The organism is Enterococcus gallinarum NBRC 100675, assembly GCF_001544275.1.
GTDB lineage: Bacteria > Bacillota > Bacilli > Lactobacillales > Enterococcaceae > Enterococcus_D > Enterococcus_D gallinarum.
In genome coordinates, this window is the sequence record NZ_BCQE01000007.1 from 72,428 (window position 1) to 85,894 (window position 13,467).

General features: G+C 39.4%; 11 protein-coding genes. 1 reads left to right on the plus strand and 10 read right to left on the minus strand.

The annotated features are described in order from the left end of the window. Positions 1-57 precede the first annotated feature (57 nt). Entirely contained in the window at positions 58-1,152 is a 1,095-nt protein-coding gene (locus tag EG2_RS05300) for a helix-turn-helix transcriptional regulator (RefSeq protein ID WP_082709521.1), read from the plus strand. Between the two features lie 90 nt (positions 1,153-1,242). Here EG2_RS05300 and EG2_RS05305 read toward each other — a convergent pair whose 3' ends face one another. The 10 genes from EG2_RS05305 to EG2_RS05350 form a co-directional block, all read right to left on the minus strand. Beyond that, positions 1,243-1,836, minus strand: a complete 594-nt coding sequence (locus tag EG2_RS05305) for a hypothetical protein (protein WP_060813831.1) — start codon at positions 1,834-1,836, stop codon at positions 1,243-1,245. Then, positions 1,833-2,045, minus strand: coding sequence for a helix-turn-helix transcriptional regulator (locus EG2_RS05310; protein WP_060813832.1), 213 nt, complete (start codon positions 2,043-2,045; stop codon positions 1,833-1,835). Before EG2_RS05310 ends, EG2_RS05305 begins: the two co-directional genes overlap by 4 nt. 234 nt (positions 2,046-2,279) lie before the next feature. Beyond that, the gene (locus tag EG2_RS18305) at positions 2,280-4,679 is read right to left on the minus strand and encodes a M60 family metallopeptidase (protein ID WP_071870121.1); all 2,400 of its coding nucleotides are present in this window, start codon (positions 4,677-4,679) and stop codon (positions 2,280-2,282) included. A gap of 356 nt (positions 4,680-5,035) precedes the next feature. Continuing rightward, a complete protein-coding gene (locus tag EG2_RS05320; protein WP_374188598.1) occupies positions 5,036-7,372 on the minus strand; it encodes an HAD-IC family P-type ATPase in 2,337 nt (778 codons plus the stop codon). A gap of 516 nt (positions 7,373-7,888) precedes the next feature. Beyond that, the gene (locus EG2_RS05325) at positions 7,889-9,082 is read right to left on the minus strand and encodes a MalY/PatB family protein (protein ID WP_060813834.1); all 1,194 of its coding nucleotides are present in this window, start codon (positions 9,080-9,082) and stop codon (positions 7,889-7,891) included. Then, positions 9,075-10,115, minus strand: coding sequence for a M42 family metallopeptidase (locus EG2_RS05330; protein ID WP_060813835.1), 1,041 nt, complete (start codon positions 10,113-10,115; stop codon positions 9,075-9,077). Before EG2_RS05330 ends, EG2_RS05325 begins: the two co-directional genes overlap by 8 nt. Next, the gene (locus EG2_RS05335) at positions 10,099-11,181 is read right to left on the minus strand and encodes a M24 family metallopeptidase (RefSeq protein WP_060813836.1); all 1,083 of its coding nucleotides are present in this window, start codon (positions 11,179-11,181) and stop codon (positions 10,099-10,101) included. Before EG2_RS05335 ends, EG2_RS05330 begins: the two co-directional genes overlap by 17 nt. A 232-nt stretch (positions 11,182-11,413) precedes the next feature. Continuing rightward, positions 11,414-12,763, minus strand: coding sequence for a PTS sugar transporter subunit IIC (locus tag EG2_RS05340; RefSeq protein ID WP_003125508.1), 1,350 nt, complete (start codon positions 12,761-12,763; stop codon positions 11,414-11,416). Positions 12,764-12,778: 15 nt separating this feature from the next. Next, on the minus strand, positions 12,779-13,117 hold the full coding sequence (locus EG2_RS05345) for a PTS sugar transporter subunit IIB (protein ID WP_003125507.1): 339 nt from the start codon (positions 13,115-13,117) through the stop codon (positions 12,779-12,781). 27 nt (positions 13,118-13,144) lie between these two features. Then, positions 13,145-13,465, minus strand: a complete 321-nt coding sequence (locus EG2_RS05350; protein ID WP_003125506.1) for a PTS lactose/cellobiose transporter subunit IIA — start codon at positions 13,463-13,465, stop codon at positions 13,145-13,147. Positions 13,466-13,467 lie beyond the last annotated feature (2 nt).

The following is a 13,467-nucleotide window of genomic DNA, read 5'->3' on the forward strand; positions in this document are numbered from 1 at the left end:
AGGCATAAATCAGGTAACTTTATATCAGAAATGTGATTTTTTTATTAGAAAGGATACATGATGAATCTGAACAGCACATTCGATCATTTAAAAAAAGTTTCTTTATCACTAGGTATTCCGGTTAAGCGCTATTCCATAGATGAGGTTGCTACGCTAAAGGATCTCGCTTTCCCCTTCCCCTCAAAAAATCATAGAACACTTTATTTTTGGCGAAAAGAAACTTATATTTATGCTTATTTTTCCGAGAGTTCCGATCCAGCGGAAACAAAACCAAATGATTCATTCATTCTATTTGGACCTTACTTTTTACCTGAAACAGATATTGATCTTCCTTATCTCAATTCGTTGATTGATGAATTCATCGAGCTTATTTATCACTTAGTTTCATTAGCCTCTCCCAAAGAAATCGTCAAAGAACAAAGTCTGAACATCTATCTTTTCTCGCAAGAAGAACAAGCATTGTTGCGTCCTTATAATACAGCGGAAAGCATCGAAGAATTTTACCGGGTGGAACTGATCCTTTTTTGCCATATCAAAGACAACAACCGGCAAGGAGCCTTTAAAATTTTGGAACTCTTAGACAAGCATTATTTTTCTCAACTTAGTATTGCCCAACTACGAACCCAATTTATTTCGATCATTACTCTGCTAACCAGAGTCGAGATCGAGCAAGGAAATCCCGTTCAAATGGTCTTCAAAAAACAAGAGTTTCACTTTAGGCTGGTGGATCATATTGTTTCGCCAGAAACAGCAACCCACTATCTAAAGCAGGCGATTGCTGACTTTTTTACCATTCTTGAGCACCTCCCTAAACAAGACTATTCTGCCACTGTTATGCAAATGCTCAACTATCTTGAAAATCATTTACACGAAAAAATCACACTAAATGATGTCGCTTGTTCCCTTTCCAAGAATCCTAAATATTTAGGCAGGCTTTTTAAACAGGAAGTCCATTACAGCTTCAAAGACTTCTTACTCCTGAGGAGAATTCACGAGGCGAAAAAACAATTACTCTTTACAGATTCACCGATTGGGCAAATTGGAACTGATCTCGCCTTTTCCAATCAAAGTCATTTTACTGAATGCTTTAAGAGACATACCAATGTTACCCCCAAAAAATACCGCACTTCCCGTTCATATTACGCTTTTTAAAGATGAAATGAAAAAAACAGACCAGCACCTCCTAACAAGAAGGTGTCGGTCTGCTTTTCTCTGCGATAGCGACTATACTTAATGGATTATTCATTCCGTTGTCACGTTTACTCTGTGCTCTCTCAACAAATAGCCCCAGCCCGTTAGGCTAATCACTAAGCTGGCTAAGACAAGCCAAAACCCGGAATCAATGGTGATTCTTCCCTCGGCAACTAACTTCTGTGAACCAATGACCATGTCTCGACAGTAAAGAAATGTTCCACCTGCACCGATAAATGTGGAGACAATCAATGCAGTATAAATTTCTACTTTACTCGCATTGTGACCAAAAAAACTGCCACTCAGCATTTGATAGCCCACTATCACGCTTCCAACGATTCCCATGAGGAAAAACGCAAAATCACTAGGATTACTGAAAAAACCGGGCATAGTAAATAATAATATAAATCCAACTTTCAATCCCCACTTATAGCTATTGCTTTTCAACTGATCTTGCCGTTCATCATAAGACTCTTTTTCCATTCTACTCACCGATCGAAAAAGCAGGCCATAAATCAGATAAAAACCAAGAATAAATAAGACCCCAACAAACCAATAACCTACCCACGTAAAGAAAATCAGATTTGCTGCCACCCACAGAACATGTAATACTTTCTCGCAAATACTTGCCCACTTGTTTTTCATTCGTTTGTGCCTCCAGTCAATTTAAACAGTTCTTCAACTGACATTTCAAAATAATGAGCAATCCGCAATGCCAATTCTAGCGAAGGGTTATATTTATTGGTCTCAATAGCATTGACCGTTTGCCGGGAAACACCCAAAATCGCTGCTAATTCCCCTTGGGACAAGCCATGCCCTTCACGAATACTTCTTAAACGATTGATAACTGGCATCTTCTCACCTCTGTCAAGTTTCCTTTACATATAAGTTATCATACCTCGAAGAAGTTGTAAAGGTTCCTTGACACATAAAAAAAGCTACCATATTTTCATGGTAGCTTTTGACCTATCTTTTCTTTGTCCGTCTCCTAACGATGCCTCAATAAAAGTCCTGCGTTGAATTAGTTTTTGTGCATAAAACAAAATTCAACTGACAAAACGTCGCCTGAGGATTTTTGGATTCAAGGATTAGTTAAATGTGTTCTCTCTCATGCGATAATTCCCACTAGCATGTCTAACTTCTACTACGTAGGAAACACCAGAAGTAGCTTTCTTAGAGGTAGTGAAAACAAGTCCATTCAATTGTCCATAGTAGGCTTTGCCGTTCGTTACTTCTGCCATGTACTTCTTGTTTTCTAAAACCACAATTTTGTAATCCTTATATAAGTCGTTTGAGAAAGAAACAGTGACTTTACTATTTTTGAAATCCAAACTAGAAATCATGGATTCGAAAAACAATTGTTGTGCTTTATTGATACGATCTGTTAGAGACTTTTTAAACTCTGCAGAGACACTAGAAATTCTGCTTCGTAAATCATCTAATTTTTCTTGTGTGACATTGTCATTCAACTGATGATCAGTTATAAACAACGCGTTGATCTCTTTTTTCAGCGTAATCTCTGCTGAAGTGATCCCAGCTACTGTGTAGGTTTTGTGGGGAAGCCGAAATTGAACCGAAAAATCCGCTTGATTTTTTTGATCAGAAACTTTCAACGTTTTATCAGATAAACTGCTATAGTAAGGTTTGCCAGTTGCTACTTCTGCAATATATTTGCCGTTTCCAAGAATAACAATTTTTTTGTATTCTTTGAATTTGGAATTTGTAAATGTCACTAGCAGATTTCCTGATTCATCAAGGGACAGATCTTTGACAAGGGAAGATAAATAGTTGTTTTCTAGTTTTTCTAAAGAGGACAAAAGCTTTTGTTGCTCATTTGTATCCGCAAGAGTAGCTATGTCGGTTCTAATGCCATCTAAGATCTCTTGAGTGAGTATTTCGTCAAGAGGTTCTTTCGAATCCAAGTACCCTAAAATAGTGTTCCGCAACTGTTCTACACCAAGCGAACGATTATACAGGTGAAAAACACCATCTGTATTTCTTAACTCAATTCGAATTTTATCTGTTGAATTGATTGGTGTCGTAATTTGCCACGTGTTGTCATTCAAGGTGCTATCCGATTGTTTATTGATCAATTTGGAAATCTCTTGATCATTTTTGATAACAACTAATGTTTGATCTTGAAAAACATTCGTGTCAAAATCCGTTAAATCAACCTTGATTCCAGTATCAGAAAGGGTCACTTTGTCAATCATCCGCATCGGTAATTTTTTAGTAGACTGATTATCATTCAACCAAATCTTTTCAGGAAGATCGAGAAGTTGATCGGTCTGTGATCTTGTAGGTTCAGTAATGGCAAATCCCCATTCTTCAAAATACGGAACCATATTATATCCAGTGACCTTAGACACATTGATGACAAAATTTTGAATACGCTCCGCATCGGTACTATATGACAAATTATTTTCCCGATAATACTGATGCAGAACCGGATAGAAGTTTTCACCAAACGTATTGGCCAGTTGGCCAAACATGACCATTTTCAAGTCATTGTTCTGTTTTTCGAAATCCTTATTCTCTGAAGTTAAATAGGTGTGCATTTGTGGATAGTAACTGTCCAAAGCGGTTATCTTACCCGATGTCTCTTTTTGAGCAGCCATGGAATAAATGTTTACTGAAGACTCTATGACGGAATCCCATCTCCAAGCATCTTGTTGTCTTTGATGGCCACTTTCATGCCAAACACCCCAACCATTATTCGTTTTCAAAAGTCTGGCAAGCGCACCATCGCCGTTAAATCCCATATATTCTTGAGTAGAGAACATATACTTTCTTGATACTTCGATGAAGTGTTGGAAATGGCGATCGACTCTATTTTCTGGACGACCGTCACTACTGATTCCCGACACCCGATCTTGTGCCACTAAGAATTTGTCATAATATTCCATCAATTCTTTCGGATCAGTAATATTTTTTTGGGCTTGTCGGTAGCTGACTGTAACAATTGCTTTGTTGCTTATCAATTGTACATCTTTTGCATTTTCTGCTGCAGCCATTTGTGTTTGAAAGTCTTCCACACTAGTTGTGTTTAAATCAAAAAAAGGCATCTGACCTGTTGCCCCTTTAATCGTCACCAATGCACTGCCATCTTCATTGGGGTTTACCACATAAATGGCGCCTTCCGTTTCAACATTTATTTCATTCGTTCCTTGTAGTAGCGGATATTTTTTTTGCGTATTTCGTTCTGGCGTTCCGATGACAAGTTCTAAAGCATCTTGATCCTTCACTACAACCGTTAAATGATCCCCTTTTTCTGCATATAATCCGCTAGCTTCTAAATTGGAATATCGGAAAACTCTTCGTTGCCGAATTCGTTCTTTTTCAATGTCTCCTCTGCCAACAAACGCTTTCGTCACTTCTTTTTGACTTTCTGACTGTGTCACTTCTGCGGTAGATTCCTGTTCCCCATATACGACTGTACTCCCAAACAACCCACAAAATAAAACACAAAACAAGATACTTTTTTTCATATAACCCCTCACTTTTCATGTAATAGATTTATTTTACTATTAAAATGATTTTTTATAAAATATTTACTACATCAAAATATAAGCTCTCTGTAATTATTTTCAAACAATACCTTTAACCTGAGAGATTCTCAGTAATTTCATCCAAAGAAGCGATTGCATGACAAAAGATACCTGTCTCGTTGATCAAGACAGGTATCTCTTTGGATTAAGGGAGCTTCGTTAAGGGAAGATAGTAAAAAGAGAGCTGTAGTCCCAGCTTCCTTCATTGATGAGATTCTTTATACATTCAACCAAGCCATTCACAATTGTTCTTCGACCTACTCCATCTCAGCGCCTTCACTAGCGCTGTTTTCAAGTTAGGATTTTTGAAGGGCACCTTTTTTAGCATAGCGCCGAAAAACGCGATGGACCAGTTTACTCGCTAATCGTTGGATAAAGACGGAATAGTTGAGTAATGCAACCAACAAAATCAAATTGATATAGGTCGTATTGCCGAGATTAAATAGATCTCTACCGACAATCAATGCGATAAAGTAGAGGAGCTGTGTGCCAAAGAAGACAAATGTCCGGTACTTGCTGTTTGGCGGATAAATTTTCCGCTGGATCAAAATGTAATTCCATGCAGTAAAAATCACACACATGATCGATAAAGCTTGACCACTGCTGCCAAACAAGTGCCCGATATTAATAATAAGTAATGTTCCAATTGCGATCGACAGCGAAGCCGGAAAGGCATTTTTGAAAATAGTAGACAAAAAGGCGCCTTTGATCCGATTGAAATCCGGTTCGAAATTCAACAAAAAGGTAGGAATGCCTACAAAACAAGCATTGATGATCGTAAGTTGGATCGGTTCAAAAGGATAAGCGGTCCCCGATAACAGTGTTCCCATAGTGATCAAGATGGAGAAAAGCACTTGAACTAAAACGAGCGACCCTGAGCGGGTAATATTATTGATGACTCTTCTCCCTTCATCCAATACCGAAGGCAGCGCCGAAAACTGGTTTTCCAACAGAACTAAATTTGCCACTTGTCTGGCTGCATCGACTCCTGATGCCATCGCGATAGAACAATCGGCTTCTTTAAGAGCTAGGACATCGTTGACCCCATCTCCTGTCATAGCAACCGTATGATTCATTTCTTTTAAATAAATGACCATTTCTTTTTTTTGCTGTGGAGTTACTCTACCAAAAATCTGATAGTTGCCGACTGCCTCTTTCAGTTCTTCGGAGGTAAGCGTCGAAACATCGATATAATCAGACGCTCCGGGAAGATTGACTTTTTTGGCGATTTGACTAACCGTGACCGGATCATCTCCAGAAATGATCTTGCACTGAATGGCTTGGGATCTGAAATACTCTAGAGTAGCTTTGGCATCTGATCGGACCGTATCCGATAATAAGAAAAATCCTAAAGGTTCAATCGTTGCAGGCAACTCATGATTTTCGCAAGTCTGAGGGCTATGTGCCAATACAATGACCCGATACCCTTGTTCAGCCAGCGCTCGTTCTTGTTTTAAAACAGGGGCATGCTCTTTTGATAAAAGAATAGAGGCCGCACCAATAAAGTAGGTCCCTTTCCCTTCAAAAGAAACACAGCTGAATTTTCGTTCCGAAGAAAAAGGCACGACATGCTGCATCACATACGTTTCCTTCTCTGGAAAGAAGTCTCTTAATGCCATGGCCGTTGGGTTCTTGTCCGGTAAATGTGCCAGTAGATTTTGCGTGATCTCTGCCATTTCTTCTTCGGAGGTAAAAGGGATCACTTTCTCTACTGTCATTTGTCCTTCTGTGATCGTTCCCGTTTTATCTAAGCAAAGAACATCCACTCGTGCTAACGCATCGATACAGTTAAGCTCTTGCACCAAGACTTTTTTTCGTGCCAGATAGACGGCACTGATGGTTAAGGTCACACTCGTTAGTAAAAATAATCCTTCCGGAAACATTCCTACAGCTGCGGCGACAGTTCGCAAAATGGCTTTGTTGAAAGAGGCATGCGTAATAAAATATTGTTTCAGGAATAACAACGTACACAATGGAATCAGAATCATACTGATCCAGCGAATGACTTTGTTCAGACTTCCTTGAATCAAGTATTTTTGTCGCTTGATCGTTTTCGCTTCCTTATTGATTTTTTCAATATAATTTTCTTCGCCGACGTGGATGACTTGGCAAAGTGCCTCACCGGCTGTGACAAAGCTGCCTGAAAACAGTTCAGCATCGGGTTCTTTACTGATGCTATCCATTTCTCCTGTCAATAGCGATTCATTCACTTCCAATGAGCCTTCAATGACTTTGGCATCTGCTGGTACTTGGTCGCCATTCTTCAATAACAGAATGTCATCTAGGACTAATTTATGGATCGGCAATGTTTCTAAATTGCCATCACGATACACATTGACTTTGGCAACTTTTAACAGCGCCAGTTTATCAAGGGTCCGCTTCGAACGGATTTCTTGAAACATGTTAATGATCACATTACTAAAAACGACAAAAACGAATAAGCCATTCTGATAAGAACCAGTTAATGCCACTAAGAAAAAGAGGAGGCTGTTAATCAGATTAAAAAAAGTAAAAACATTTGTAAAAATGATTTTCGGATACGAATTCGTCTTATCTTTCTTTGATTTGTTGACTTCTCCGCGTTGAATCCGTGCTTTTACCTCTGCTGTGGTTAATCCATATTTTTTTTCGATGATGTCTCACCCTTTCTTCTTATCATTTGTCATACACTCATTCCATCTTACGTAAGAGTGGCTGGTTAATCTATGGGACTTCCGGTTGGTTTTTACGGAACTTTTATTTTTTATAGTCTAAAGAATAATTTATCCTCTCATAAATGATGACCTAATTGTGTAAAATATAGCATAATAGACGATTGCTTGGCGTTTCATTTTTGTCACTTCACTGTCACACTTTGGCATAATGTTCCTTTCTGACCTCGTTTGTTTTATACTTGAACATTCAGCAACCTTGTTCTATCAACGATAATCGCAATCCTTTTCTGCTAAAATAAATAACTAGAGTGGTATCATCTTTTTTACGGATTGTTTTTTATCTTTAGAAATTCTAAAGGGTTGGAATGAAAGTTAAAAGAACATCTCTTCGACAAAAAAGGCTCAAAAACTTTTTGTTAAAGTTTTTGAGCCTTTAATGATTTCTGTTTTTCTGATCAGCAAATTTTCATACACAAGTATCCTATGACGCTCTGACTAATTCAGATGTTTCTGATCCAAAGAGTCAATGGCCTGCATGAGGCCTGCTAACCCAGCAATGATTTTCTCTTTTGGTGCACCTAAATTAAACCGCAAATAAGACTTGCCCTCTGGTCCATAAACCTCACCATTCATGATCGCGATTCTTTCTTTTTTCACCAGAACATTTTGTAATTCATCCATGCTATAAGGTAAATCTTTTATGTTGATCCAGCCTAAGTAGGTTGCTTCTGGAATAGTGAAATGAATCCGCGGATCAGCAGACAGTATCTTCTTTGCTTCGAAAAAGTTCTCGTCAATTGTTTGATTGAGTTCAACGACCCATTTCTTTTGATTCCGATAACAGTCCATTGTCGCTAGTAGCGCAGGATATGGAATCGACGATAGACCATCTCTTGCTTTCAATATCGTCAAAAATCTTTCTCGTAATTTTTCATCCACAAAGATAGCATAAGAGCCGCCCAATCCCGGCGTGTTGAACGTCTTTGATGCGGAGGATAGCAAAACAACCGGAACCTCAATCGAATCAATAAATTCTAAGATAGGTCGATGTTTTTCTCCTGGGCGGCGGACATCCATATGGATCTCATCACTCAAGATAGCGACGTTATGCATTTGGCATAGTGAAACCAAGGTAGATAGTTCTTGATCAGTGAAGACTCGGCCAGTTGGATTGTGCGGATTGCATAGCAGAAAAATCGCTGGTTTTTCGATGGCAAATACGTTGGCTAAAGCATCAAAATCAACTGTAAATCGTTCCTTATCTTTGGTTAAGGAAAATGGAATCAACTCCCGTTCGTTACCGGCGATACAATGATAAAAAGCATCATAGCATGGAGTAAATGTTACTACTTTGTCTCCTTTTCGACTTAATAGTTGGATGCAAAGAGATAAGCTATAAATGACACTTGGCGAGTAGACACACCAGTTTGGATCAATCGTACAATCAAATTCTTGCAAAAACCAATGGCTGATGCTCTGCTTATAATCAAGATGATTCCAGCGAGTATAACCAAAAAAACCTCTAGTCACAGCTTTAGCCAATACTTCTTTGGTTCCTTCAGGGATCATAAAATCCATATCTGAGATTGAGAAGGGTAATAGCCCTTTTTCTCCGAAACGATCTTGGACATAATCCCACTGGGTCGAATACGTGCCGTAGCGAGAGCGCTGTTCTTTAAAGTTACTCAAGATCGATCCCTCCTTCATCCAATGAACGAATAACTGCAGAAATCAACTCGATCGTCGCTTCAACGTCATTGATGTCCACGATGGAATGCCACGAATGGCAATAGCGAACCGGCACGCAAAAGACTAGGGTTGGTTTACCGGCCTCTAACTGAACCGAGCCAGCATCCGTTCCACCTCCGGCTAACAAATCATATTGCCAAGGAATTTGATTGCTTTCAGCAACTTCCTTGCAGTAATCCAACAGCTTTATATTTCCTAATGCGGTTTTATCGGCCAGAACAAGACCTGGACCTTTGCCTTGAATACGATTAGGATAGTCCGCAGCTTTTGGCGTATCTTTCCCATTGGCTACATCAATAACGATATTGATATCGGCATCTACTTGCTGCGCGGCAACTTTCGATCCTCGTGTCCCAGCCTCTTCTTGAACAGTCCCCACACCAATGATTTCGACATGTTGCGTTTTAATCTGATTTTTGATCTGAGCCATGATCGTACAGGCAACACGATTGTCCAATGCTTTACCAATAATCTTCTGCTGATTAAAACTTTTCTTGGCTTGAGTATTTGGCAAAATCATATCACCCACTTGCAAACCAGCTGCTTCCAATTCAAGTTTTGATTTGGCCCCAAAATCTATATACATCTCACTGATTGGTACTACTTCCGACATTGTATGCGTTGATTTTGGGAGTGTTCCCACCACACCTTCTATGATAGAGCCGTTTTTACGACAAGTTGCTCGCACTTGCTGCCCCAAAATGACATGCCCCCACCATCCACCAATCGGATAGAAGTAAACAAAGCCTTCCTCTGTGATTCGGTGGACAAAAAAACCGACTTCATCCATATGGGCATAGAGTGCGATTTTTTTCTTTTTTGTTGTCAAATCTCCAAAATAGAGGTTTCCAAATGAATCTTTGAAGCCATTCGAATCAATGATCGTCATCAGCGCCTCTTGCACTTGAGACTCTTGACCAGGCAGTGCATCTAAATTAGAAAGACGCATTAATAATTTATCGGTTGCAATCAATGGTTATCCACTCCTTACTGAATTCCGTCAAAAGTTCAGCATTCCCCAGCTCATTTACTAATACATCGTCCTCGATGCGAATACCGAATTTCTCTTTTGGGAAATAGACTCCTGGCTCAATTGTGAACGTCATATTGGCTTGAATTGGTAACTCATTTTCGGGTGCTAGGGCCGGATATTCATGACAAGAAAGACCAATGCCATGTCCCAAATTATGACTAAAATGATCCTCAAGTCCCTCTTTCCTCAGTGCTTGTCTTGCGACTTGATCAATCTCTCCTAACGTTTTATTGAAAGAAACCTTTTGAACAGCTGATTTTTGAGCTGCCAACAGGATCTCATAAGTTTCTCGAATCTCGGGTTTTACTTCGCCAAAGCCTATCGTCCGTGTGATATCCGAATAATACCCGTCGTAGATCGTTCCAAAGTCAATCATGATCAGCTCATTCGCTTCAAGTTTTTTCTGACTAGCATGGGCATGAGGCAACGCGGTACGCTCTCCAGAAGCGACGATTGTTTCAAAAGCTGGGCCTTCGCTACCTAATTTCTTGCTACGATAATCGAGTTCATTCGCTAAGTCTAGTTCTGTCATCCCTACTCGAATCATTGGCATGATCCGTTCTAATGTTTGATCGGCAATACGCGCCGCCTGTCTGAGGGCACAAATTTCTTCAGATGATTTGATCATTCTTAAACTTTCCACTATGTTTTTGGTGGCGATTAGCTGACCATTGGCCTCCTTCATTAAAAAGTGAAGTTCAGTAAAAGTCTGATAGGAGATGGTTTCCGCCTCAAAACCTACCTTCATTCCTGCAATAAATGGTCGCATTGCTTCGATCAAATGACTTCCAATCGGGATCTCACAAATTTCCACACCAGTTGTTTGTTGAGACGCTTGTTCTGTATAACGACCGTCCACAAACAAAGTTAATTTATTTTCAGTAACTAGTAGTAAGCCGTTTGACCCCGTAAATCCGCAAAGATAGCGACGATTCATTTTATCTGTGACTACAAGTCCGGATAATTTTTTTTCCGCTAGTTTTGCTCTTAATGCATCGATCCTCATCTATTTTCCCCTCATTCCTTTTCTAACCTAAATCATCTTTAGTAGTTGATTCTCGTCTCAAGGGTAAACAATATACTCAGTTTAGTAAAAACGGGGCACAAGTTCACAAGATAAGTGATGACCGATAGAATGGTTTCTTTTGCAAAAGGACTAGTACCCCAATTTACCAGACAAGATTCCCACACTATTGTTTATCCGCTACTTGTTCTAACTTATGCCCCAGCCCCTTTGGCTAGAAATCAATATCTGTTAAGTATTGTTCATCTTCATCTGAGATGACTGAGTTGCCTTTTTCTGCTTCTAATAATGCTTCCCGCTCGAATTCTTGTTTCTCCAATACTTTGAAGAATGGCAAATATAAGCCAAAAGATAAAGCGACTTGAATCACTTGAATGATGACTGCTCGCCAATCGAATCCTGTGAGAAACCCTTCCATAAATATTGGCACATATGGCGGATCAAAAATCGGGTAGTTCAGCAAACCTAATTTCATACAAATCATTGGGAACATTCCTACTAATGCCCCACCAAAGATAAATGGAATCATCAAAACTGGATTCAAGATGATCGGCACACCGAACAACACAGGTTCATTGATACCAAACATGGAAGGAAGTAAAGCAACTGCCCCTACTTTTTTGTATCGTTGTGACTTACTGATGATCATTGCTAAAACTAAGCCAATTGTCACACCAGAACCGGTAAAGTTTGCAAAGGCCGATAAGGTACCATTCGTAATGACATGGCGTAGTGGTTCTCCCGCTTCGTGCGCTGCAATGTTCTCGGACAAATATTGCACTGCGATTGGTGAAAGAATCGGGGAAAGAACCGCTGAATGAATACCAAAAAACCAGAAAACCAACCGTAAAACTAATACTAGATAAATCACCCATAGCGAATCTAGACTGCCAATAGCCGGTGCTAAAATATCCATGATGACCTGCGGTAAAAGAACACCCCCAGATAAACTATCGGTAACCGCACGGATCACAATAAACAAAACCCCAATGGCCGCAGTGGGCGTGATCAATTCGAAAGAACTGGAAACAAAATCCGGAACGCCCTCTGGCATTTTGATCACCAACTTGTGCTTCGTGAAGAATTGGTAGAGTTTGACCGAAATAATCGCTATGAAAATTGCTGTAAATAAGCCCTTAGAATCAAGATAGCTGGCGACGATATTGCCGTTGTCATCCACATCCATTGCTACAATCAAAAAGGCAATTGCTGACAACATCATTGATCCCACTGTATAAAGCTTATAGTGTTCACTTAAGAAATACGAAATTGCTAGAACCGCATACAAACCAACTAACCCTAATGAAACTTTTGAAATAATCCCAAAAATATAACCGTAGCTTTCAAACCAATTTGCAACTCCCTGTGTAGTAATGAACTCAGGAATAGACGGAAAAATTGCTGCAACAGACCCTAATAATAGCACTGGTGTCATTACGACCATGCCTTTTTTGATCGCAGTCAAGTAAGCATTACTATCAACTTTATTAGCAACCGGAACCAATGTTTTACGAATAAATGCTTCTACTTTTTCAAAAGCACCCTGTTTTTTTGGACTTTCCATTTTTTTCACTCCTAATTATTGAGTTTTCAATGCTTCATTCTTACGATATGCAACCAACGCTTGTTTCATTACCGTAGCCCCGTCCATGGACCCATAGATATCCGACGTTAATAAAACAGTTGGTTTGTTCACTTTATCTGCTTCCCCTTTAATGAAATCATATTTGTGACTCAATTGTGGTCCAACTAAGATGACATCATAGTCATTGATATAGCGTTCCAATTTGTCGACACCGATTGCCTCCATTGGATAGTCTTTTTCATCTAAGCTTTTTGATTCTTTGACAACTTTTTTCATTGACTCCATCATCATTGTCGTTGAGAAGCCTCCTGCACAAACAAGCAATATTTTCATGTTTCTTTCCTCCTACTATTTTTTTGATTACTTATTTTCTTCGCTTTTTTCCTTTAACATACCAATCATTTCTTCAATCAAATCGCGTGCCAATAAACTTGTCATTAAATGATCCTGCGCATGAACCATTAATAGACTAGTTTCTGTTTTCTCGCCATTCAGTTCACCGGTAATCAACTTTGTCTGGACATCATGGGCATCAATACTCCTTTCTTTGGCTTCTTTCATTTTTGCTTCTGCCTGTTCAAAATCCCCTTTACGGGCGAATCTTAGCGCTTCAAAAGCTGCTCCTCGCGAATCTCCTGCTGCAGAGATGATTTTAAAAATATCAACTTCTTTTTCGTTCATTG

Bases quoted from the DNA above. Each gene is read 5' to 3' on its own strand.
- EG2_RS05300 (WP_082709521.1), top strand. From the start codon at position 58: ATGATGAATCTGAACAGCACATTCGATCATTTAAAAAAAGTTTCTTTA.
- EG2_RS05305 (WP_060813831.1), bottom strand. From the start codon at position 1,836: ATGAAAAACAAGTGGGCAAGTATTTGCGAGAAAGTATTACATGTTCTG.
- EG2_RS05310 (WP_060813832.1), bottom strand. From the start codon at position 2,045: ATGCCAGTTATCAATCGTTTAAGAAGTATTCGTGAAGGGCATGGCTTG.
- EG2_RS18305 (WP_071870121.1), bottom strand. From the start codon at position 4,679: ATGAAAAAAAGTATCTTGTTTTGTGTTTTATTTTGTGGGTTGTTTGGG.
- EG2_RS05335 (WP_060813836.1), bottom strand. From the start codon at position 11,181: ATGAGGATCGATGCATTAAGAGCAAAACTAGCGGAAAAAAAATTATCC.
- EG2_RS05340 (WP_003125508.1), bottom strand. From the start codon at position 12,763: ATGGAAAGTCCAAAAAAACAGGGTGCTTTTGAAAAAGTAGAAGCATTT.
- EG2_RS05345 (WP_003125507.1), bottom strand. From the start codon at position 13,117: ATGAAAATATTGCTTGTTTGTGCAGGAGGCTTCTCAACGACAATGATG.
- EG2_RS05350 (WP_003125506.1), bottom strand. From the start codon at position 13,465: ATGAACGAAAAAGAAGTTGATATTTTTAAAATCATCTCTGCAGCAGGA.